This window comes from Cohnella herbarum (genome assembly GCF_012849095.1).
In the GTDB taxonomy this organism is placed as follows: Bacteria; Bacillota; Bacilli; order Paenibacillales; family Paenibacillaceae; genus Cohnella; species Cohnella herbarum.
The window spans coordinates 6,847,186-6,870,677 of sequence record NZ_CP051680.1 but is presented as its reverse complement, the minus strand read 5'-3'; the positions used below and the strand labels follow the sequence as shown (position 1 = coordinate 6,870,677).

The 23,492-nt window shown below is 52.3% G+C and carries 15 protein-coding genes; 2 read left to right on the top strand and 13 right to left on the bottom strand.

The window, feature by feature from the left end:
• The first annotated feature begins 117 nt into the window (after positions 1 to 117).
• On the top strand, positions 118 to 2,616 hold the full coding sequence (locus tag HH215_RS28980) for an alpha-L-rhamnosidase-related protein (RefSeq protein ID WP_169283054.1): 2,499 nt from the start codon (positions 118 to 120) through the stop codon (positions 2,614 to 2,616).
• 60 nt (positions 2,617 to 2,676) lie between these two features.
• Here the strand turns inward: HH215_RS28980 and HH215_RS28975 are convergent, their stop codons facing one another.
• The 13 genes from HH215_RS28975 to HH215_RS28920 all read right to left on the bottom strand — a co-directional run bounded on the left by HH215_RS28975 (position 2,677) and on the right by HH215_RS28920 (position 21,547).
• Complete coding sequence (locus tag HH215_RS28975; RefSeq protein WP_169283053.1) at positions 2,677 to 3,813, bottom strand: substrate-binding domain-containing protein; 1,137 nt, start codon at positions 3,811 to 3,813, stop codon at positions 2,677 to 2,679.
• Positions 3,814 to 3,876: 63 nt separating this feature from the next.
• On the bottom strand, positions 3,877 to 5,082 hold the full coding sequence (gene rhaI / locus HH215_RS28970; RefSeq protein ID WP_169283052.1) for an L-rhamnose isomerase: 1,206 nt from the start codon (positions 5,080 to 5,082) through the stop codon (positions 3,877 to 3,879).
• Between the two features lie 12 nt (positions 5,083 to 5,094).
• Positions 5,095 to 5,760, bottom strand: coding sequence for a ribulose-phosphate 3-epimerase (rpe, locus tag HH215_RS28965; protein ID WP_169283051.1), 666 nt, complete (start codon positions 5,758 to 5,760; stop codon positions 5,095 to 5,097).
• 26 nt (positions 5,761 to 5,786) lie between these two features.
• The gene (locus HH215_RS28960; RefSeq protein ID WP_217362250.1) at positions 5,787 to 6,827 is read right to left on the bottom strand and encodes a zinc-dependent dehydrogenase; all 1,041 of its coding nucleotides are present in this window, start codon (positions 6,825 to 6,827) and stop codon (positions 5,787 to 5,789) included.
• Positions 6,824 to 7,333, bottom strand: a complete 510-nt coding sequence (locus tag HH215_RS36145; protein WP_217362249.1) for a zinc-binding dehydrogenase — start codon at positions 7,331 to 7,333, stop codon at positions 6,824 to 6,826. Before HH215_RS36145 ends, HH215_RS28960 begins: the two co-directional genes overlap by 4 nt.
• The gene (locus HH215_RS36140; protein ID WP_217362248.1) at positions 7,291 to 7,893 is read right to left on the bottom strand and encodes an alcohol dehydrogenase catalytic domain-containing protein; all 603 of its coding nucleotides are present in this window, start codon (positions 7,891 to 7,893) and stop codon (positions 7,291 to 7,293) included. Before HH215_RS36140 ends, HH215_RS36145 begins: the two co-directional genes overlap by 43 nt.
• A gap of 32 nt (positions 7,894 to 7,925) precedes the next feature.
• Positions 7,926 to 8,825 carry a sugar phosphate isomerase/epimerase family protein gene (locus HH215_RS28950; protein ID WP_169283050.1) on the bottom strand — a complete coding sequence of 300 codons (900 nt, stop codon included), beginning with the start codon at positions 8,823 to 8,825 and terminating at the stop codon, positions 7,926 to 7,928.
• Positions 8,826 to 9,002: 177 nt separating this feature from the next.
• Positions 9,003 to 11,705 carry a beta-galactosidase gene (locus HH215_RS28945; protein ID WP_169283049.1) on the bottom strand — a complete coding sequence of 901 codons (2,703 nt, stop codon included), beginning with the start codon at positions 11,703 to 11,705 and terminating at the stop codon, positions 9,003 to 9,005.
• Positions 11,706 to 11,710: 5 nt separating this feature from the next.
• Complete coding sequence (locus tag HH215_RS28940) at positions 11,711 to 14,614, bottom strand: hypothetical protein (protein ID WP_169283048.1); 2,904 nt, start codon at positions 14,612 to 14,614, stop codon at positions 11,711 to 11,713.
• 20 nt (positions 14,615 to 14,634) lie between these two features.
• On the bottom strand, positions 14,635 to 15,528 hold the full coding sequence (locus tag HH215_RS28935) for a carbohydrate ABC transporter permease (protein ID WP_169283047.1): 894 nt from the start codon (positions 15,526 to 15,528) through the stop codon (positions 14,635 to 14,637).
• A 17-nt stretch (positions 15,529 to 15,545) separates the two neighbouring features.
• Positions 15,546 to 16,445 carry an ABC transporter permease gene (locus HH215_RS28930; protein ID WP_169283046.1) on the bottom strand — a complete coding sequence of 300 codons (900 nt, stop codon included), beginning with the start codon at positions 16,443 to 16,445 and terminating at the stop codon, positions 15,546 to 15,548.
• A gap of 86 nt (positions 16,446 to 16,531) precedes the next feature.
• Positions 16,532 to 18,262, bottom strand: a complete 1,731-nt coding sequence (locus HH215_RS28925; RefSeq protein WP_169283045.1) for an extracellular solute-binding protein — start codon at positions 18,260 to 18,262, stop codon at positions 16,532 to 16,534.
• Positions 18,263 to 18,397: 135 nt separating this feature from the next.
• Positions 18,398 to 21,547: a DUF4832 domain-containing protein gene (locus HH215_RS28920; protein ID WP_169283044.1), complete on the bottom strand. Its 3,150-nt coding sequence runs from the start codon at positions 21,545 to 21,547 to the stop codon at positions 18,398 to 18,400.
• A 189-nt stretch (positions 21,548 to 21,736) separates the two neighbouring features.
• Between HH215_RS28920 and HH215_RS28915 the strand changes: the two genes are divergently transcribed.
• On the top strand, positions 21,737 to 23,464 hold the full coding sequence (locus tag HH215_RS28915; RefSeq protein WP_169283043.1) for a sensor histidine kinase: 1,728 nt from the start codon (positions 21,737 to 21,739) through the stop codon (positions 23,462 to 23,464).
• Positions 23,465 to 23,492: the final 28 nt, after the last annotated feature.

The window sequence follows — 23,492 nt, the reverse complement described above, 5'->3', positions numbered from 1 at the left end:
ATCTCTTAGGTTCATATCGTTAATCTTTTGGTTTAATAACCGTCTATGATTCGTACGCGCGAAAACTATAATAGAGCATGAATCGAAACAACAAAGCGAAAGCGGGAGCGATCTACGATGAGAGAACCTGTTGGATTGGAAAGCGAGATAAACAAAGAGTATATTTTAACTCCATCGTCCAAGCAGATTTTTGCCCATGCGGTCCATTCAACCAAGGGCGAGGTACGGGATGTGGACAACATTCGGAGTGCCGATGGACAAACCGCGAAGCTTATGTACCCCAAAGGAGGGGAAAAACCGGTTATCCTGCTTGATCTCGGTCCTTCCGCCCCGGGAGGGTACCCGATATTCAAAGTGTCTGCGCAGACAGGCAGCCCGGTACTGCGAATTGCCTATGCGGACTGGTACGAGTGGATCGTCGATCCGAGCCATGGCGAGAATGGAGATTTCAGCAGAGGATCGGCCACCTATTTGGGTGTAGAGCTTCCCGTTCCGCCTGCCAATCCCTATCGGTACGAGCTATACACCATTCAGAATCCGGGGATGTATATCGCTCCGATGATTCAAGGGCAGCAGCGCTGGGTGCTCATTCAACTGGATACGGAGGATAGCAGCGTCGAGATCGAATTTTTCCGACTTGAGAACGTATCCGATATGTCGCCGTACAAGGGCCATTTTCTATGCAATGACGATGACTTGAACCGTCTTTGGTACGCGAGTACTTATACGGCGCAGATCGCTTCGTATCCTAATGTCGATGCTTGGACGATTGTAGAGGGATGGCTCATACCCCGTAGACTGGCCAAGAGCAACGATATCGGCTTAAGCGTACAGGGAGAGGATTGGCGGGATTACTCTTTTCACTTCGATTTCGTCATCCGCAGAAATCCGGGTCCGGTATCCGCCGTCGGCTGGGTCGTCCGGGCTAAAGACGAGAACAACGGTTATGTTGGACAGATTGATCTGGACAGCCGTTTGCATCTGTACAAAAGAATCGAAGGCGTATATGTGCGGCTAAAACCGTTCGTGACTCTTCCCGTTACCCTTACGGATGGAGTGACGTATCGTCTGGAGATTAAATTGGACGGGTCCCGAATCGAGACTTATTTAGACGGTCAGCTTGTCGATACGACAGTGGATTCAACCTATTCGGAAGGTAAAGTCGGTTTCTGCCAGCCTCTCGATAAATGGGCGTTAATCCGCAATGTTCGCGTGGAAGATAGCGGCGGCGCGACTTTGTTCGCGGACGATTTCAGCGGGGACTTGAGCGGTTGGTCTTATGCCCGTACCGCTTCATTCATCGCCGATGGCGCTAAAAGGGATCGTTTGCCATGGCTCGGAGATCTGGATTGGGCGGGACGGAACGTTTACTATGCCTTCGATAATTACGGCTACATGAAAGATACCATCGAAATGTTTGCCTTTCACCAGACGCCTGAGGGATACATATGGGCAGCCTGTTACCCTGAGAATCAGGAGAAACCGGGGCTCGGAGAATACGGATATTACCAATCCGACGAATTCTGCGCATGGTTTGCACCGGTGCTAGCCGATTATTACCTGTTTACCGGAGATTTAGAGTTTGCTAACGAGATGTATCCGGTAGTTAGCAAAGGATTGAACTACCTGTGGAACTATGTGGAGAGCGATGGCCTATTCTTCCAGCGGTATGAGACGTCGAAAGGAATATGGGGGCATCTTCTAGAGCGTACGGGCAAAGGGGCCTACGTCAATTTCCTCGTATACGACTCGTTTATGGAAGCGGCTTTCCTTGCCCGTCAATTGGGTATGGATTCGGACGCGGCCGATTACTCCGCCAAAGCGGCGGTGATCCGGAAGGGCATCAATGATTATTTATGGGATGACGAGCTACGATATTACGTTGATCAGAAGGGAAGCAAGCATTTCTCCTTCTATGATAACGCTCTTGCTCTCGCGATCGGATTTCCGGATCGGCAACAGGCGGAGTCCATCATGTCCAGGCTAAAGGAAACGGATATGGGCAAATATCAAAGCTTGGCGATTCGCGGCAAGTTTCATTACCGGCACGACGAGGATGCGATCGGAACCATCCGCAAGCCGGGAGGCAACGTGGATTGGATCGGCGCATTGCATGATTGGCGCGGCCCCCACGCGACATGGGAGTGCATGGTTTATCCGCCGCCGGCTCTTCCGCCCGGCAAAAACTGGGGAGATTCGTCCCACCCCGACACGGCGATAGCTCATTTATTATCCGGATATCTTCTTGGCATTCAACCGACGGAACCCGGATTTAGAGCCTATGAAGCCGTACCGCACGCTTGCGATTTACAATGGGCGGAAGGAAGCGTACCGACGCCCCATGGAGAAATTCGCTTTTCCTGGAGCCGCACGGATTCGGAATTCAGCGCTGCGTTGGCGTCGCCGGAAGGGACAATCGCTACGTTAGGCATTCCCAAACCTGCTTCGGATTCCTTTATCGTCTACGTTAACGGGAAGCCGTTCTACCGTTCCAATAGAGAAGCTTCCGAAGCCGATCAAGCGCTAGAAATCGATGAGGATGACCGCTACGTTTATTTGCGGAACTTGAAGCCGGGAAGCTATGAGATTGCTTGCAAGTCTGTTGCTAATCCTTGACGAATCGGCTTAATCCATAAGCACAATAAACCCGCCATCTTTAATTGGCGGGTTTATTGCCTACAATATCACTTGCCGAACGCTTCCTCGTTCAATAATCTGCGTTGGCAGCTTAACGCTCTCCATTCTTCCGTCCTCTGAAGCCATTTTCCGAATCAGCAAATCGAAAGCCTTTCTGCCCAATTCTTCCGGAGACTTCATGACGGTAGTCAGCGATACTTTGGAAACTCTAGAGATCATCATGTCCGTAAATCCGACTACGGATAAATGTTCGGGAATATGACGTCCCGATTCTTCGGCCATATTCATCACTTTATTGGCAACCAAGTCGTTCGAACAGAATAAAGCCGTCATATCCGGATTCTGTTCTAGAAATTGCGACAGCTTACTGGAATCGTTCCGTTCGATATCCCAATCCGAGATGATCGAATGAATCATGATAGGGATTTCGGCGTCAAGATGCGCTTGAATAAATCCGTAATAACGGTCTTCCCTGCTCATGATGCCCGATATCGGCTCAGAGATGAATCCTACTGTTCGGTGGCCTTTGTCGAATAAATACTTGGTCATCTCGTAGGCGCCCTGGTAATGGTCATGGTAGATCGCCGTGATGTCCACTTCTCGAAACACCCGATCGACAATCACGACAGGAAATCCGTCCAGATGAAGCCGTAACACTTCTTGTCCGCACGTCTTCCGCGCGCCCGGGAAAAGCACGATGCCCTTTACTCTTCCTCCGATGCTCATCTCGCGAAGGATTTCGTCCTCTCGCTCAAGCTCTCCGCCCGTCACTCGGATCAATACTTCCCAGCCAATGGAATCCCCCGCCTGCAGAAATGCAGTGACGACCATTCCGATAAACTCATCCAGTATAGGGACAACAATGGCGACCGCCTGCTGAGGCACAACCGACAAATTCGATTCAACCGCATCTTTAAGTCTATCTCCCGCGTTCTCGGCCAAGAAGGTTCCTCTGCGGGGCAGTCTATACAGAATGCCTTCCTTGGCTAGGAGCTCTAGTGCCTGTTTGCTTGTTCTTCGGCTTACTCCGAATAATTCGGCAAGCTCTCCTTCCGAAGGAACCGGGTCATGGGGCTTCAATCGTCGTTCGACAATCAAATCCATTACCTTCTGACGCATTTGCTCATATAACGCGATAGGTCCTTTAATCAGCTGTTCCTTTATGATTTTGCGCATATCCGCTCATCCTTTATCAGCAATGTATCACTGATACTAACATAATGCTTCCGGATCGACTTATCAACGCGATTGCAGCAATTTCTCCGCATACCCGCTTTCCGAATACGCCTTCATCGGATTCGGGGCAATGCCCATTTCCTCGCGAACGGCATGTAAGAGCGGTGTCGGATCTTGTTCGAAAGCCTCTCTGACAACCGCTTCCGCGGCAAGAACGTCACCGCGTTCTTGCGCTTCCTCGAGCAAATTCCAATTCACAAGCAATGCCTTGGCATATTGGTACTGAACGTTGAGCACGGAACGGATCATGGCAGGAATCTTCGGTTCGATATTATGGCTTTGGTCTATCATATAGGCGATATTCCGGGCATTGTCCTGAACAAGAGGATGGGCTTGATCCCGTTCGGCGGATAAGATTTGATGGAAGATCAGGTAAAGCTCGTACGGATTCACCGATCCCACGATAAGATCATCGTCCGCATATTTCCGAGCATTGAAATGAAAGCCGCCAAGCCGCCTCTCGTCCAGTAAATAAGCGACGATATGCTCCACGTTCGTCCCTTGGGCATGATGACCGGTATCCACCAGCACTTCTGCCTGAGGTCCTAGCTTTTGAGCCAATTGATACGCCATTCCCCAGTCCGCTAGATCCGTATGATAGAAGGCCGGCTCGAAAAATTTGTATTCGATCAGCATCCGCATGTTAGGATCCATGGAGCGGTACATTTCCGCGAGCGCTTCCTCCATGTACCCTTTTCTCCTTCTAAGATCAGCCTGTCCCGGATAATTCGTACCGTCCGCAAACCACAAGCTGATATCGCGGGACTTTACGGCCCTTGCGACGTCCACGCACTCGATCAGATGGGCAACGGCTTTGCTTCTTACTCTCGAATCAGGGTTGCATACGCTGCCCAGCATGTAATCGTCATCCTGAAATAAATTCGGGTTAACGGCTCCAATAGTAATCCCAAGCGATGCTGCCCTGTTGCTTAATTGGCTATAATCGTCGACTTTGTCCCACGGAATGTGAATGGCTACGCTCGGGCACAGTCCCGTTACTTCATGTACCTTAGCCGCATCCTGCAATCTCTCCTCCACTGAACGGGCTGCCCCGGGCTGCTTAAACGTTCTGAACCGCGTCCCTTGATCGCTATATCCCCATGAGGGCGTCTCGATTTTCAGCATTTTCAGCTTTTCTTTGATTCCTTTAAGCGAGATGCCTCTGTCCTGCTGCCGTTTCTCAAACTCCCGATAAGCTCTGTCCAACATAGTGCCTTCACCTCACGTAATATACTCGCGGAACTTCTCCGTCAATTCGTATAAATCCTGATCCTTCTTAAAAATACTCGAGGTGCCCGCCACGAATATATCCGCACCCGCCAAGCGCATCTTCTGCGCATTCTCGCAGCTAACGTTGCCGTCTACTTCAATCTCGATATGCGAATGACCGGATTGTTGAAGATATTGCTTCAACTTTTGTATCTTTCCTAGAGTGGCAGGGACAAGCTTCTGACCGGCGAACCCCGGATTAACCGTCATAATCAATACGATATCGATATCGTCGAGAATATCATCCAGCGTGTAGATCGGAGTGGCGGGATTTAGCGCCACTGACACCTTGGCCCCCGTATCTCTAATCCGCTGAAGCGTTCGTTGCAGATGAATCGTGGCTTCCTGATGGACCGTAACAATATCCCCAGGGCGAATAGTGAAGATCGGAAGAAAATCCTCCGGCCGGTTGATCATCAGGTGAATATCGAACGGAATGTCCGTCATCTCTCTCACGCTGTTCATGAAGTCCGGACCGAGGGTGAAATTAGGAACGAAGCTGCCATCCATGATGTCCACGTGCAAATAATCAACGCGCGCCCGCTCCAATGCTCTTATCGTAGTCTCCAAATTTCTGAAATCCGCGCACATGATAGACGGCGATATTCTGCCTCCCATTACGTCACCTCCTCCCCTATTAAAGCTTAAGGTTGCACGATAACCCGCATCCCGACATGATCTTCCGCCGCGCTTATCGCTTGGCTGATCTCATCGAGGGGATACCGATGAGAGATGTAACGCTTCATATCGATAACGCCGGAGCCGATTAAGTCTATGGCTTTCTGATGATGCGCAGGTAAGGAACCGTGCGCCCCGTGAACGAACAGCTCTTTGTAATGAATAATATTGGTATCTAGCGTAACCATCGATTTCCCCTTTGGTAAACCGCCGAAGAAGTTCACTCGCGCGCGATTTTTCGCCATATAGATCGCATCTACCTGCGCTTCCGGAGACGGGTTCGAAGTGATAACCACGTCCGCTCCCAACCCGCCCGTTTCCTCCAATACCCGTTCGATGGCGTTCTCCTCGGATGAACAAATATAAGCATGCGCGCCGAACTGTTTAGCCATCTCCAATCGGGGTCTGGAACGTTGCACGAGGATCACCTTAGTGGCCCCCATCAGCTTCGCTACCTCTATAATCATGCAGCCGATGGGACCTGCGCCGATAACAACGACCGAATCTCCCAGTTTAATGTTCGATAGCTCCAATGCATTCAGAACGCAAGCGAGCGGTTCGGCCAGAGCGGCCTCCTCATAGGAAATATGATCCGGGATCTTGTGGATCGGACCGTAATTCGCCATCGTCTTGTTCAGAAGTACGTATTCCGCGAAGCTGCCCGCGAATTGGTAGCCCATAGCGTAGTTGATCTGGCAGTTGTTACCGATTCCCGCTTCGCAGAAGATACATTCCCCGCAGGGTACGTCCGCACCCAGAGAAATTCGATCTCCTATTTTGAACTTTGTTACGTTTTGGCCCAGTTCAACGATTCTCCCCGCAGACTCATGCCCCAGCACTTGCGGAAGCGTCACCCTGTTGTTCCCATGGCGGAATATCCGGATATCCGAACCGCAGATGCCCACAGCCTCGACCTTCATCAAAATACTGTCCTTATCTACAGTTGGCCTTTCCACTTCCTTGACGACCATTTGCTCCAATTGCTCTAAAACCGCTGCTTTCATCATTTATCCTTCTCCACCTTTACGGATTCGTTAGAATTGACATACATGACTTTGTTAAAGAAGCCTTGACGGTCACGCATCATAACCATTCCCTCATAGACCTCCTCAATCGCAAGCTTGTGGCTAATGAGGGGCTTCAAATCCAGCTTGCCCGCTGCCATATAATCGACGGCCAGCTTCCACTCGTTCCTTGGAATGTCCGAATAGGAGGAATTCCAAGTGCCGCTTAGCGTAAGCTGCTTACGGAGAATTTCCCAGTAACCGTCCTGCGTCAGACTCATGCCCCCGGTTGGATTGCCCATCAACACTACCTTACCTAGGTTCCGCGTTGACTTCAGACAATTTTCCCATGAAACCGCGCTTCCGGCTCCTTCTACCGATACATCTACGCCTCGTCCGGTCAGCCCGTATACCCACTTCCTTATGTCGCCATGTAAAGGATTGAATACGTCGGGGAATCCCTGACCTACGGCAAAATCAAGCTTTGCCGGATCGATATCCGCAAGCAATACGCGGGATGCCCCCAGGCTCTGGTCCATAGTGCCAGCATCATGCCGATCGGACCGGCTCCGCTGATCAGAACCTGATCGCCGATGCCGATTCCGGCTTGCCGCAAAGCATGCACGGCTACCGCCGCAGGCTCGACCATGGCCAATTCCTCATAGGACAACGTATCCGGCGCAGCTACCAAATTCCATATCGGGACGCAGATGAATTCAGCGAAAGCGCCATCTCGCCGCGAACCCATGTAATCGTAGTCCTCGCACTGGGCGAATTCGCCAATCTCGCAAGAAGCGCATTTGCGACAAGGCAGCAAAGGAAAGACCGCTGCTCTTCTTCCGATCCAGCCGGGATCAACGCCTTTTCCCGCTTGTACGACTAGCCCTGAGAATTCATGCCCGGGTATCGTAGGGAAACGGTAGGTTCCCTTAGTAAACACTCGCGGAATGTCGGATCCGCAGACCCCGCATGCTTTGATCTGCAGAAGCACTTCGCCTTCCTTAGGCGCGGGAGTCTCGACTTCCTCCACGCGCAAATCTCCGAGTCCGTGCAGTACGCAGCCCTTCATCCTTTTCCCCTCCAATCTTATATCCGTGCTGCTTAGTTCTTAATAAATTGCCGCCAGTAGTTTACCGACTCTACGTGATCTTGGATAATTCTGAATTCGGTCGACCACGCTTCCCGGTGGGAAAGCTCGAAGATAATTTCCGCCTCGGTTGCACCCGATTGTTCAATGGCTTCGATCAATGGCTCGCCATGAATGATGCCGAGCTTGTTGTATTCTTCCGTGAACGGCCAATGCCGACTGTGGTCCTTCTCGGTTTGCTGGATATGGATGATTGGCGAGACGCTGCCGAGCTCCCTAACCCACCGGTACGGATCCCGATCGTTCGGATGGGGTGCGTGCCCTACGTCCAGACATATCTTGAAGGGAATTCCGGCGCCATCGTTTAATCTCGCCAATAGCTCCTTGGTATCCTCGACCGTATTCGCCATTTCCCGAGGAATGGACATCGGCTCGAAATTCAAATACTCCATGCCAAGCTCCTTGCAGTACCAGCTAAGCTCCTGCCAATTCTTGATCCCTTCTTCGATGATATATTCCCTGCGCCGAACATCGTCATAATCGGCAAAGGTAAGTATGCCAAAGTGACTGCCTGTCGTTCTCGCTCCCATTCGAACGGAGATATCCGCGAATCTCTTAAACCAGTTCAGCCATGCTTTGCGGATATCCGCATCCGGGTGCATGAAGTGGTTAACGCGCGTGAATGCGCTCGTAAACGTACTCGTGATTGCAAGATCGCGCTTCTGCGCGCACTCGTTGATCCTCTCCACCTGGCGGTCCACAATGTCGGGCGGTAGAAAGACGTTCAACAAATCGGCGACGAATTGTACGTATTTGAGCCCTAAATCTTCCGCTACGATACGCGTCCACACTTCAGGCTCGACGTACTTATTGATTGCAAAACCAAGATTGATTCCCAGCTTTAAATGGGCCATTCCGACACTCCTCTGAATCAATTGATCCTAATTGATATGTACTGATACATTTAATACTATTGTGTGTCACTGATACATTCAAGCGTTGTTTCCGGAAAAAAATGATTATTTTTTCTAGTAGTTATTGACCACAACAGAACGGGCGGTACAAGAGCAACCCCTTGTACCGCCCGCTTTTCACTTGTATTCTATCGTCGGATCCCAACTGGCCCCATCGAAGTAAAAATTGGCATTCTGATTCACGACGAAGTAAATGCGGTCGCCTTGCTGGACTTGAACATCGATGTCATGATCAACGCCGACCAAATCGACCGCTTGAATGGACTGCCATCCGGAAGACGGCCAGATTTGCGTACCGTTCTTCATGATTTTGACCCGAATGCCGTCTCCACACCCGTAACACCCTGATCCGCCGTCGTCGTCCATTTTCGCCGTTCCGGCGATTCTTACCGTACCGTCGAAAGGCGCCTCCCAATTCGTAAGCAAATCGTAGGTTTCCGCCATCAAGTGCGCGGAGGATTCGACGAACGAGTAGTCGACGGATGCCGGCCCTTGCCACCTGTTATTAACCCAGGTCATATCCACGGGTCCATTGCCGTTATCGTATTGATATCGCCATCCGTCCTGGCCTTGAACGTTGGAATATTGCGCGGACAATCGATAGACCGGCGCCGCGTAGCTAATGCTAGGATCCCAACTCGATCCGTCCCAGTAATTGTTCGCCTTCTGGTTCATCACGAAATAGATGAGGTCATTCTGAGCCACATTGACCGTAAAGTCATGCCATACTCCTATCAGATCATCGTCGGCCAGTTGTTGCCAGCCGGTGGCCGGCCAGATTTGCGCGCCGTTTTTCATGATCTTGACTTGAATGCCGTCCGCGCACCCGGGACAAGAAGCTCCGGCCATATCGTCCTTCTTCACGTTTCCCTTGATACGAATCGTTCCGCTCTCCGGAGCCTGCCAAACGGGCACGACATCGTAACCGTCAGGCATCATATGCGTCGTGGACTCGATGAACAGGTAAGGGTTCGGCCCTTGCCATCTCCCCGCGTTCCATGTCATATTTGCGTACCCGTTTCCGTCATGATATCGATAGAACCACCCGTTCTCCCCCTGAGTGTCGGAAAATTGCGAGGATAAACGATAGATCTTCGGTGGCGCCGGAAACTCGGTAAATCGATAAGACAGAGCGTCCAGATTAACGAATGCATGGCTGGACAAGACGTTTTTCTGACCGGTCGCGACGATTTCGATCGTATGCTCGCCGTCCGTCAGATTGGTCTTCGAAAACAGAACCTGCTGATATTGCTTTTGCCCCGCGTACAGATCCACTCCGCTCGCTTCCAGAACGCCGTCGATATAGACGTCCGCTTTGCCGTGATCGGGTCCTTGAGAGCCGATCCATTCGATCCTGTCGCCGTTAAAAGTAAATTCGACGGAAGCTCCGGCCTGATCCGTCGCTAGATCGTCTCCTTGGAACGGGCCATCCACGCGCTGCTCCGTCCAATTCCCTTGAGGGCTCAGACCGGGATCGTCGTTGTTCGTTTTGTGCCAGTCCAACCTGTTGATGTCCCGAATTAAATGGACGTTCATAGGTTGAGGACTGTTCAGATAGAGCGCGTCGTAGTATCGCTGATACGCGGCGCTGCTTCGATTCAACAGCATATCGTAGTCGCTGACGGACATCGATTGCGAAGGATTGTCGATATCGGTGACCGGGTCTCCTAAATAGTCGTCGACGATGTCTTCGAACAGTTGGCCCCTATCGATAAACTTTTGCAGATTTTTGTTCCAATTGCCGTTCGTAACGTATTTGGCGCCATGTTCGAACGCCGTGGAGGCTTGATGATAATACGTGGCGTCGTTCGCCAGATCCGGTCCGTCGAATTCATGGGCCAACTCCTTGCCCGGAAGGTTGGTCCTTAATAAGTCCATCGAGAAAGCATGATTGTATTCGGGGCCGTCATCCACGAAAACGATATCCGCCTTTTCGGCCAGATCCACGAAGTCCAGCGTCCCTCTCTTGCTTGCCGGATCGTCGAACATGGAACCCATGACCAGCGGGAATTTCGTTCCCCCGATGGCGTGATTGGCATCGGCCAGCCGATCGATCGCGCTTTTCAAGGAGAAGTGCCGGAACTGATACCAGGTCAAGCCTCTGTTCCCGTTGAAGTCCGTAGGAGGCTCGACTTGAGCGAAGGACGCGTATTGCGTACCCCAGTGCGTATTCAGATTAGAGACGTTATCGTATCGATCAAGCAGCCAAGCGCGAAAAGCTTGCTTCGAGGCCGCCGAATAATCGCCCATTAACCCGTTTCCGCCGCCTGAGATTTCGTTCTCGCCGTACATGCCGAACAAAGCGGAGACGAAGATCGGTTTGTTGGTCGGATACCGCGCGGTATACCGGGAAATTACTTCCTCGTAAGCCTCGACCATCTTATCCATGGCCGAAGCGGAATTGATGGAGAGATAAGGCGTCAGCCCCCCCGAAGCGTCCCTGACTCTTTCCGCTTCCGGTAATCCGCCGTCCGGACCCATCGCGAAATAAAGCGATAAGGCGAACGGCATGTTCTTGTTGTTAATATAGTCGAGCTGCGCATCCATTAAAGTCCAGTCGAACGTACCGTCCGCATTCTGAAAGGACGACCAAGAGAACCAGACCCGAAACGAATTCATTCCGTACGAGATCGCCTGATCGACCAAGCCTTGATAGAGGTTCATGTCCTGCGTATCTCCCGCTCCGTACATGAAATAGCGTTGATCTTCATTGCCGGAACTGGCGTTAGCGATCGATTGGCGGTTTACGGGTTGATAGAGCGAGTAAGAGGACAACACAAGCAAAATGGACAATACGCAGATGGACGCTTTTTTGAACATTCGAATTATCCCTCCTCGATGGGTTTAACGCCTACGATTCGAATGACGCCGGATTTTCCGCTTACGTTTCTTGCCCATACCCATCGGCTATCCCCGGAATCGACGCAGTCGAACGGAATTTCGCTGCCGTTCCAATACGCGCGATCGATCTGAGCATCGGGCGGGTAAGGTCCCAGACGGATGCTGATTCGATCCGCCGAATCTTGCAATTCGAAGGAAAACGTATGCTCGTTGTCGCTTCCGCGTTCTCCCCTCACGTATACGTAAGAAATCGATTGTCTCGTCTGGCCGGTCACCACCGGATATTCCGATATCGACATCTTCGTCCAAGCCGCCGGGTAACGGGGAACGAGCCGCAAATGACCGGGGTCGTTGTCGTCGATGCCCAGAAGCAGGCGAACCGCCTTGGTGCTGTCCGCGACATGCGAATCCTGACCCATGTACCCGTTAACCGGCAAATAGTACTTGCCGGAGCGATGCACGATAATTCCTTCCGGAGCGGTCCAGCCTTCCAGATGAGGCAGATAGGTATGAGTAAGCATCAGATGCAAGAACTTCTCCGCATCCGCCATCCGGTCGAGCAGCAGCGCCGATTGCGTCATCATCCCTTGACCGTACCCGAACATGCGCAAACAATTGTAATTTTCCGATCTCATCAGATGTCGGTAGGAATTCTGGCTAATCTCCAAATAGGTTCGATCCATCGAGTCGCCGCTTGCCCAGTCCTCCAACGGCGTATACGTGTCGCCTTCCGTGGCCAGCTGGATCGGCACGAGCTTATGCGCATGATCCTGCCAATAGCAGTCCTCCTCCGTGTGCCAGATGGGCCCGTCCTCCGAGGGATCGACCAAATGATCCAAAATCCCTTGGCGAAGCCGCTCGTAGAGCTGCTTCCAGCGTTCGGCAAGCGCCGATCTTCCGAGCTGCTCCGCCATCCGAATCGAAAGCTTGCTCCCGTGCAGGCAGTTGTAAGACGAGTAAATGTCATACGCGCCGTGGGCGCATTCGCTTTCGGTGAACAGCACGTCTTTGCGAACTCCCGGTCGAATATGATCGTTCGCAAGCTGCCACTCGATCCAATCTACCGCCGCTTCCGTAGCGGTGAAGTGCCGCTCGTTCCAGTCCGCCGGTCGTCCCATTCCGTGCCAGACCATGTAGCGTCCCCACATGCAGATGCCGTGACCGTCGTTCTCCCGGACTCCCTTCTCGAGCATACCGCCGACCTCGACCTCGTAAGTCCTATACCACGAACGACCGACGATTCTGTTCCAGTGAGGCGGATTCGCTTCCGTGAACAAGGCGTTATCCAGCCAATCGACGTAGGAGCGGACGAACTTGTCGTAGCCGAACGCCATCGCCTCCCGCAGCAGCTCGCCGACTCCGCGGGCCCACGCTTCGCTAATCCCCGGCAGCTCGCCGGGCGACCGCTCCCGGTAAAGCTTAAACCAGTTGTCCAAGCTGCCGAACACCGGGTCGAACCCGAACCAGATGCCCATCCCGTAAATGTAGTGGGGGATGGCCTGTCTTGCCGTGGAGGAGGAGCAATCCGTTCCGTTGTCCGCGATATAAGCGGCGCACTCCGGACCGTTGCGATACAAAAAAGTAGCCGCGTACACCGAATCGGGATTCCCTTCGAAACGGTAGCGCGGCCCGAAATAGCCGTCCGGCACCAACGGTTCGTCCAGAACGGGTAACTCGTCGACGTACGTGTACAGCAGCTTCTGCAGCCGCTCGACCCGGTCTTGCCAGCCGCCCGCTTCAATTTGCTCCAGGCTAACCGTCTTCCTAGCACTCTTAACGGAACCGAAATCCGGCAGCGTCGGCAGCTCGGAGCATAGCTCCGCGGTCTCCAACGTAACGGCCGATACGACGGGATGTCCGTAAAGCAGCGGGTCGCCTTTCAAGGAGATGGAAGCCACTTCGCGCCCACCCAGGTCTACGGAAAAGACGAATCGGGCGTTAGAGCTTAACGATCCCATGGCCCGAATGCCATCGACGAGAGCGACGGCTTCCTCGACGATTTCCCTTCCGTCCTCCCGGCCGCTGAACATTCGTTCGTCGAGATGGCCGATATACTGGTCGTACATCCACCAATGCCAGAACATGTCCCATGCGCGGGAGTACCAAATATTGAATCCGAATACGAGCGGAACGACGGTCTCTTCTCCGTCCGTCCAACGAATCGCGATTTCCCCGGCCTTGTCTCCGACGAAGTGGGAAAACCCGTGATCTCCCTTCGGCGAAAACCACGACCCGTTCGCGATGTCGATACTGTGGATCATGCCGAGGAAATGGGCGGTTCGGACTTTCGCGCCATGACACGGAAGCGTCATCCCGTCCTTCCAAGGGTGCAAGCTTCCACGATCTCCGGGGGAGTCCTTCAGCAGATCGTCGATCTCGAACTCGTTGAGCTCGGACAGATGGAACGGGATGCCTCTGACGATCGCGAGTTGTCCATCGGAGAGCGGAGGAAGCGCTTGATAAACGCCTCCGCATTCGTTCTGCCGCCCGCTATCCCCGATCAGTCTCGTATGCAGCGGTCTCGAAGCGCACAGGGTGAGCTCGAGCTGCAATTCCCTCTGCGAGTCCCGAACCTCTTCCAGTTGGACAAGGGCTCGGTATCCTTCCCTGGCCCCTTCCATCCTCTGAAAAGCAAGCCTTACGGAGCTGCCATTCATGCGAAGACCGTCGAAGCCGTCGAACTTCTCCTCGATCGCTTTGCCCAAGCGGCTGTCCTGATCCGGCCAATAAACCAACTCCAGGGCATGGATTCCCGCAGGAACCTGCAGCCTTTGGCGAAAGACGGTCGTCTGTCCCTGCCTCACCTCCGGTTCTCTCGTCTGGAGCCGGTCGGCCGGCAACACATCGGATTCCCAATTGCCTGTAATATCGATCGCATTCATAGGCAAGCTTTTGCCTCCAGTCTCGGTTACTCTTTCACGCTGCCCAGCACGATCCCGGACATAAAGTACCTTTGCAGGAACGGATACACGCATATAATCGGCAACGTTGCCATGAAAATCTGCGCGGCTTTCACCGTTCGGTCCGAGATTTCGCCCAACAGCTTCGCCTGCACGGGGTCGATATTGGCGAACGTCGACGTGTTCATTTTGACAACCACGGTTTGCAAATAGCTTTGCAACGGATAATGCGAAGGCGAGTTCATCAGCACGATCCCGTCGAACCAGGCGTTCCAGTGCCCCACGACCGTAAACAGAGTAACGGTAGCCAATACCGGAGTCGAGAGAGGAACGAAGATCCGTCCTAACGTCGTCCAGTGACTGGCTCCGTCTACGAACGCCGCCTCTTCCAACGCCTTGGGCAAACCGCGGAAGAAATTCAGCAGCAGCAAGCAATTGAACACCTGTACCGCTCCCGGGAGCACCAACGCCCATACGGAATCCAAAATTCCCGTCATTTTAATGGTCATATACCAAGGAATTAATCCCCCGTTAAAGAGGATCGTGAAGACGAAAATCCAGGCGTACAACGTGCGACCCGGGAAAGCCCTCTCTTCCTTGGATAGCGGATAAGCAGCCAGAACCGAGATGATCATGCTTATTGCGGTCCCCAGCAGGACGCGTTCCAGCGAAATACCGAGAGCCGTAAAAAACTCGTGCCGCATAAAAACGAACCGATAGGAAGAGAGGGTGAAATCTACCGGCCACAGCTTAACCAAACCCGCGGCGGCGGCCGTCTTGTTGCTGAGAGACAACGCCAGCACGTTCAGGAAAGGAAAGAGCGCCAGCAAGGACAATATCGTCAGAAAACTGTAGTTAATGAGATTAAATGAAATCCTAGAGGTAGACATTTTCCCAACCATATCAGTTACACTTCTCTCTAAAATATTCGATAGCCCGCCAACCGGTAGGCCAACATATACGAGACGGAAATGAACACGCACGATATGACGGATTTGAACAAACCGACCGCGGTAGCCACGCCATACTGCGTATCAATCAGGCCAATCCGGTAAATGAACGTATCCAAGATGTCTCCCGAGCTATACACCTGCGGACTGTATAAGTTGAAAATTTGATCGAATCCCGCGTTCAGCACGTTGCCGAGACTGAGCGTAGCGAGCAAAATAATAACCGGCAGCATGGACGGCAGCGTAATGCTCAACGTTTGCTTCCAACGGTTCGCCCCGTCGATCACGGCGGCTTCGTACAGGGACGGATTGGCGTTCGTGACCGCAGCCAGAAAAACAATGGTGTTGAAGCCCGCTTCCTTCCACAGATCCGTAAAGACGACAGTAAAGCGGAACCAGCCCGGATCTCCCAGGAAGAACACCGGCTTGAACCCCAAAGCGCGTATAATATCATTGACGATCCCTTGAGACGGCGACAGAATATCGATCAAGATGCCGCCCAGCAACACCCAGGATAAAAAGTAGGGTAAGTAAATGATCGTCTGCACGGTTCTTTTGAACAGCTTCAGGCGAATCTCGTTCAGAAGCAGCGCAAGGACGATGGGCACCAATAAATTCAGCACGATTTTGAAAAATGCAATGACTACAGTATTCATAAGCACTTGCTTCGTGTCCGGCAAATTCCACACGTACTTGAAATTGTCCAATCCGACGAAGGGCGAGCCGAACATGCCTTTAGCGGGCATAAATTTCTGGAACGCGATGACGATGCCTGTAATCGGTCCATAACCGTATATCAACAGCAGCGATAGAGCAGGCAAAAGCATCAAGTGCAGCGGCAGGAGCCTTTTCCATCTATGCGAGAGCATTTGACTCCCTCCAAGCTTCATATGTCGGTTTGGCGGGAGATGCGGAAGTATCGAACTTCCGCATCCTCTCCCGCTTCGTGCGTTTATTATTGAGCGGCATACCAGTCATTTACTTCTTGCGTAATCTTATCGCCGCCGAGCTTCTTCCAATCGGAGACGAACTGGTCGAACGAATCGATCGAAGCGGCCCCCATGACGATCTTGGTGAACGCTTCCAACTGCAACTTTTCCAGCGTCGACTGTTTGTCGACCATCGCGTCCGTCTTGGATCCGTAAAATTGATCCGACTGCCCCAGGCCGTTGTTCAAATAATAGTCGAGGACGCTTAACCCCGAGTTTTGCGGACCGGTCCAGAGCGCGGTGGCATAATGGCCCTGATCTCCGTCTTGCGCGAATTTCATGTAATTGTCGTAGTTGTCTTTCACCTGCAAGTTTTTCAGCGCGTTCTGATCGTTGTTTTCGACGACCGCTTTCACCCCGCGGTAAATGTTGATGTTCTGCTCGGGATCCGTCGCGAACACCGGAGCGAACCTCCAACGGATGTAACCGTCCGGATTGGGCACGGGCTGATGGAACGACAGGTCGATGCCGCCCGTGTCCCAGCCGTATTCTTTGTCCGCATAATAATTCGCCAGCTTGACGATTGCCTCCGGATGTTTGGCGCCTTTTTTGAATACGAAATAGTTGGGTGCGCCAGCGCCGAGGCCGATGGACGGAGAAGCCGGCTTGTCGTCCGCGGATACGATCGGATAAGGCTTCCAGACGGCGTTCGGATCTTGTTTGTAGGAATCCGGCAGCGGCCAGAAGGCGTTCCAATGCGCGCCGTAGAACATCCCTATCTTGCCGGATACGACCGACTCGTTTACTTTGCCGGAATCCTTCACCCCGAATTCGGGATCGATCTGCCCCGCCTTGAACATCTCTTGCACCTTTGCGAGAGCGGTCTTCATTTCCGGCTGAATGCCGCCGTAGACTAGCCCGCCGTTCCCGTCCTCGATCCACAGGTTTTTGTAAGCATGATATCCTTCGAAGAAGCCGCTCAAATCGTGCAACGCTCCGTTATACAGATCCTTGCCGACCCCAAGACCAAAGGTATCCTTCTTGTTGTTGCCGTCCGGGTCGCGATTCGTGAACGCATCGGAGATGGCCAGAATATCGTCCATCGTCTTCGGCTCCGACAGTTGCAGCTTATCCAGCCAATCTTTCCGGATCCAGATCATGGGCGCATCATCGATGCCGGAAGTCGTTTGCGGGAGTGCCAGCACTTTGCCGTCGAAGGTGGCCGTTTTCAAAGCCAATCCGCCGTTGGACGCCAGAAATTTCTTGTACAGCGGAGACGCGTATTTCTCGACAACATCGGTCAGATCCTCCGCCATATCGTTATCTACCAGTTGCTTTAATTGCTTGGCATTGACCGGGATAATGTCCGGAAGATCGTTGGAAGCGATCGTGATGTTCAGCTTCTGCTCCCCCGCTCCGCCGGGCTCATCGCCGATGACGGACCATTTGAGCTTGATATCGATGCCTAGATCCTTCAAGATTGCGTCCATCCAAGTGTTTTTCTCCGGCGTTTCTCCCGGTTCGAATTTATCGGCCGTGTTAAAAATTTTCACGGTCGACAACGCGATAGGCGGATCGTATTTCCCGAACGGATCGGGCGTTTCTTCCGAAGCGGACGACGATGCAGTCGACGATGCGGGAGAAGACGGCGTCTCGGACGATTTGGCGTTTTCATTGTTCTTGCTGCAGGCCGTCAACCCTACGAGCATCAATACGAGAGCAAACAGGAACAATCTGTGCAACATGTGGCCTTTCATTCGATACATCCCCTTTTAGCATTGTTGATATCGCTTGCAAGTTCTATTGTAATGGGCGCAACCTACAACAAATATAGAACTCTTTTTACGTTTATCGTTTTCTGTTGATGTGGAAGAAAGTCGACAGGCTGGCCGTTATGCCACGTACTCAATCGCAGGGTTCCAGCTGGCACCGTCGAAGTAGGGGTTTTCATTCCGGTTCATAACGAAGTAAACGCGGTCCCCTTGCTGGACTTCTATCGTGACATCATGCGAGACGCCGACCAGATCCGTGGCTTGAATCGCCTGCCACCCCGAGGAAGGCCATACTTGCGATCCGTTCTTCATGATCTTCACGCATATCCCGTCCCCGCAGCCGTGGCATGCGTCCCCTCCGTCGTCATCCATCTTCGCCGTTCCGCGAATACGGACAGTTCCGTTGAACGGCGCATCCCAAGCGGGAACCGCGTCGTACGTTTCCGCGATCATGTGCGTAGACGGTTCGATGAACAAGAAGGACACCGTATTCAGCCCCTTCCACTTCGTCCCGTCCCATGTCATCTCTACATATCCGCTGCCGTCGTGGTACATGTACCGCCACCCATTCTGCCCTTGCACCGAGGAGTACTGCTCCGACAATCGATATATCGGATTAAAGCTCCCCGATATCGTCATCGGCTCATCCGTCAAGACTTCGACTTGATCCGCCATATCCTTGATGCCGTTTCCTGCCGTCAGCGCGATCGTGTCTCCCGCCACGACCGTGGGGTTATTCCCTAACGTGATGGTCAACTCCCGATTGTCGCCGCTCCATGCAAATGAAGGATTCGAGCCGAGCGTATGGCCGTTCGACAATACGAGCTTTCCGGCATCCGGATTCACGTTTCCGTTCGTCGCGTAATCAAATTTCAGTACCAGCTTATCGCCGCTTACCGTTCCCGGCGTTCCGCCGACGTCGTAAGCTTTTGCTTCCTCAAGCGTCGGCACGGACGAAATCACGTATTCGATCGAAGGATCCCAGCTGGCGCCGTCGAAATAGTGGTTCGCATTCCGGTTCATGACGAAGTAAATGCGGTCTCCTTGCTGCACTTCAATCATGAAGTCATGCGCGACGCCAACCAGATCCGTGGCCCCAATCGACTGCCACTCCGCGGACGGCCATACTTGCGATCCGTTCTTCATGACCTTCACGCGTATTCCGTCCCCGCAGCCGTAGCACGCGTTTCCTCCGTCATCATCCATTTTCGCCGTCCCGCGAATACGGACAGTGCCGGCGAACGGCGCTTCCCAGGCCGGAACGGCATCGTGCATTTCCGCAAGCATGTGCGCAGACCGTTCGATGAACAAGTAGGAGATAATGTCCGGCCCTTTCCACTTGGCCCCGTCCCATTCCATTTCCACATACCCGTTGCCGTCGTTATACATGTACCGCCAGCCGTTCTGCCCCTGCACCGAGGAATACTGCTCCGACAGTTGATACATCGGATTAAAGCTCCCGGATATCGTCATCGGCTCATCCGTCAAGACTTCGACTCGTCCTATCGAGTCCTTGATGCCGTTTCCTGTCGTCAGAACGATCGTGTCGCCGGCCTCGACCGTCGGCTCATTTCCTAAAGTGATGGTCAACGCCCGATTATCGTCGCTCCATGCAAACGAAGGATTCGTGCCGAGCGTATGGCCGTTCGACAATACGAACTTTCCGGCATCCGGATTAACGTTTCCGTTGGTCGCGTAGTCAAATTTCAGAACCAGCTTATCGCCGCTTGCCGTTCCCGGCGTCCCGCCGACGTCGTATGCTTTGGCTTCCTCCAGCGACGGCACGGACGGGATTACCGTAATTCGGCCGATTTTATATCTCTTCTCGGCGTCTTTCCCCTCAATGGCCAACTCCAAAGCAGGGTTTCCCGATAGTCTATCTACCATTGCGATTTTGACATCATAAGTGCCGCCTTTCAGATTGGCAGGAAGGTTGAACGCAGACTGAACGGAATAGTCATTGCCCTTAAAGAAGCGGCGTTGATCGAACTTCGAATCCGTCCCGTACCAAACCGTTCGGCCGCTGTCGTCTACTAAGTATATTTTCAGCGGATATTGCTCCGGCGATTTGCCGGTCGCCCGATTCACCCAAGTATGATCGAAAGCAAAGGTTTCGCCAGCCGCCACTTCCGACGGATATTGCGCTTTCGTCAAGACGAAGCGATATCCTATGTTTTTTAACATTCTGCGGACTTCATCCGGTTGTTCGTTGTAATAATCGTCCGCATCGTGCGAGGGCTCCCATCCCGGCAAATTCAAATAGTTGAAGTGCATTTTTTCGATAATCTCGTTGTTGGCCCATTCTACTTTATTGTTGTTTTTGTAGTGCGCATAAGCGAAACAATATTCTGCGCCGAGCGGCAAATCGGTATTGAAGAAAATATCGTCAAGCAGTTGCTTCTCGTAATCGCGGTAAAAATCCGGGATGCCGTCCCTGCGAAGAGAAATTCGCGGCTTCGAGGTGGTGTAGTCGTAAGCCGACATGTACAAGAAGTCCTCGTAATCCTTGTAGGATGGGGTATGATCGTCCGGCCACGCCGTGCCTTCCACAATATTATTTTGCAGTAGAACTTTCCTGCCTTCCCAGGCGTTGTTCCAGATGTCGATCAAGCCGATAAAAGCTTCTCTTCTGCTTTCGGTCGTCGGGTAGACATAGCCGGTCTGTCCTTCTCCCCACAAACCGTATGTTCTTAGATCGATATATTCCACATTCGGGTCATATTTGTAACGATTAGCGAATTCGTTCATAAAGGCAGTCAGTTTCTCCTTATATATCGGGTTGTTCTGATCCACCCACTTCGCGTAAGTTCCTCCGCCGAACGTCTGATATTGATAAGGCAAATCGTATTCCGTGAATAGCCACTCCGGCAGCTGTTCATCGTGGCCGTCCGCGTAGTAGAAAGGCTCTACGGACAATTTGAAAGCGATCTTCTTGCCTTTGGCCACCCAATAGTTGTAGAGCTGGTCTACGTACGACCAGTCGTAAACGCCTTCCGCCCTTTCGATATATCCCCAAGTCGTAGCGATCGCGACGATGTCCACTTCGTCGAAGGTTGAAGATGTCCCCATATCCATCAAGCCCGGATAAGCGATCTCGGTTACGACCAGTCCCATGCCGGGGTTATGCAGAACTTCGTCCGTCTCCGCGGGCGTAATATCCTCCATGGCCGACGCCTCCGCTTTAGGCAAAAACCCGAGGCCCGAACCAAGCAAAGCAACCGTTAGGAAAAAAGGAAGCGCAAATCGTTTGACAATTCTAAACGCAATCATTCACCATAACCTCCATTGTTTTGGAATCGCTTTCAATGTCGATTATAATGAGCACTACCTGCAACAAAATATAGAACTCTTTTTACGTTTATCGTTTTCTGTTGACGTGGAGGCCGGATCGACAGGAATCAAGCCCGTTATTAGCGAATCAAGACATTTATATTAACACGATGCTGGGTGGGAGCCATAATGAAAGCGCTTTTCGATTCGATCAAAATTTACCCGAAGCTGATCATCACCTTCCTAATCGTGCTGATGCCGCTTTTCTCGCTCAGCCTCGTCATGAATCTCTATGGCTCGTCCAGCGTCAAGACGGAAATCACCAACTCCATGTTATCGAAGGTTCATTTCTACAATAACACGCTGGAGAACGAATTCACCCGCACGATCAACATCATGCGCGAGTTTGCCAGTTACGATGACCTTGATCTATTAAGCAATCGTACGGAGATCATGAGTCATTACGAGCAGCGGGGAGCCATCCGCAACTTGCAGAAGGAATTATCCGTTATCAAAAATTCGAGCAACTATATCCAAGAGGCCAGCGTTCATATTCCTTCTATTGACAGGACGATCTCGGACGACAACTTCGGCGTTATCCAACAAGACGAGTTCGAGGCGCTCAACGTCGTCGCCAACATCTTCGAGTCGCCCTTTATCTACTGGCGGGATCGGCTGTTTATCAGCTTGCCGTACCCAATCAAGTCGAATCGCCTGTCGCCCGATTTTGTCGTCGATATCGAAATCTCGATCCCTTCGCTGAAGAACGCTTTGCTGCAATTTACGAACCATACGGCCGGCAATACGATGCTGGTCAATTTCGAGAATGGCTGGAGAATCGGCGGCGACGAACCCGAAGGGATTCTGAAAGCCATCGATTCCGTCATTCAAGCGGACGGTGCGATCTCCTCGGATCTTCAATCCGTGACCGCCGACGAACAGAAATATTTAGTCGCCTTCGAGAAATCGAAAGTATTAGGTACGACGCTGATCATGTATGAACGGGAACGTACGGTGCTCGGCCCGCTGGACCGGTATACCGTCTGGTTCTGGATGATTTCCGCCCTGACTCTCATCGTCATTCTGATCGTATCGTATTCGGTGTACCGCCTCATCCACCGGCCGTTGAAAATACTGGTGCGCGTCTTCCGCAAAGTGGAGCACGGCAACTTGAACGTCGCCTTCGACTATCGGGGCCGCGATGAATTCCAATACTTGTACGCGCAATTCAACGTTATGGTTCAAAGGCTTCAGCAGATGATCAAAGAAGTATACGAGCAAAAATTTCGCGTTCAGCATGCGGAGCTCAAACAGCTGCAGTCGCAGATCAATCCCCATTTCCTATACAACAGCTTATTTATTTTGTATCGGCTGGCCAAGAAAAACGGTGACGAAAATCAAATCCGATTCGCCAAATACTTGTCCGACTATTTCCAATTCATGACGCGTAACTCCAGCGATACCGTCACCTTGGCCGAAGAAGTGCAGCATGCCAAGAACTATGTGGAAATCCAAAAAATGCGATTCGCCAGCCAAATCGAGGTCGCGTTCGGAGAGCTGCCGACGGCGTATGCGGACTTGATGGTGCCTCGCCTCATTGTCCAGCCGCTCCTTGAAAATGCGTACAAGTACGGTTTGGAAGAGAAAGAAACCGGCGCGAAACTGACGGTACGATTCGTCGATGAACAGACGAGCTTGCTCGTTCGAGTGGAAGATAACGGGGGATTAACGGATCAAGATTTGATCGAAAATCTTCGGAGGAAGCTGGTCGCCCAAGACGCGGGGCTGGAGACGACGGGCATCATCAACGTGCACAGACGCTTGCAGTTGCAGTTCGGTACCGGGTACGGCCTTGTCATTGCCGAGGGGGAATCCGGAGGGTTCCAAGTGACGATCAGGCTGCCTCGAACGCCATAAAGTAACCCGAGAAAGGAAGTTTTCGTTA

Bases quoted from the DNA above. Each gene is read 5' to 3' on its own strand.
- HH215_RS28945 (WP_169283049.1), bottom strand. From the start codon at position 11,705: ATGTTCAAAAAAGCGTCCATCTGCGTATTGTCCATTTTGCTTGTGTTG.
- rpe (WP_169283051.1), bottom strand. From the start codon at position 5,760: ATGGGAGGCAGAATATCGCCGTCTATCATGTGCGCGGATTTCAGAAAT.
- HH215_RS28960 (WP_217362250.1), bottom strand. From the start codon at position 6,827: ATGATGAAAGCAGCGGTTTTAGAGCAATTGGAGCAAATGGTCGTCAAG.
- HH215_RS28935 (WP_169283047.1), bottom strand. From the start codon at position 15,528: ATGGTTGGGAAAATGTCTACCTCTAGGATTTCATTTAATCTCATTAAC.
- HH215_RS28925 (WP_169283045.1), bottom strand. From the start codon at position 18,262: ATGAAAGGCCACATGTTGCACAGATTGTTCCTGTTTGCTCTCGTATTG.
- HH215_RS28915 (WP_169283043.1), top strand. From the start codon at position 21,737: ATGAAAGCGCTTTTCGATTCGATCAAAATTTACCCGAAGCTGATCATC.
- rhaI (WP_169283052.1), bottom strand. From the start codon at position 5,082: ATGTTGGACAGAGCTTATCGGGAGTTTGAGAAACGGCAGCAGGACAGA.
- HH215_RS28975 (WP_169283053.1), bottom strand. From the start codon at position 3,813: ATGCGCAAAATCATAAAGGAACAGCTGATTAAAGGACCTATCGCGTTA.
- HH215_RS28950 (WP_169283050.1), bottom strand. From the start codon at position 8,825: ATGGCCCATTTAAAGCTGGGAATCAATCTTGGTTTTGCAATCAATAAG.
- HH215_RS36140 (WP_217362248.1), bottom strand. From the start codon at position 7,893: ATGAAGGGCTGCGTACTGCACGGACTCGGAGATTTGCGCGTGGAGGAA.
- HH215_RS28920 (WP_169283044.1), bottom strand. From the start codon at position 21,547: ATGATTGCGTTTAGAATTGTCAAACGATTTGCGCTTCCTTTTTTCCTA.
- HH215_RS28980 (WP_169283054.1), top strand. From the start codon at position 118: ATGAGAGAACCTGTTGGATTGGAAAGCGAGATAAACAAAGAGTATATT.
- HH215_RS28930 (WP_169283046.1), bottom strand. From the start codon at position 16,445: ATGCTCTCGCATAGATGGAAAAGGCTCCTGCCGCTGCACTTGATGCTT.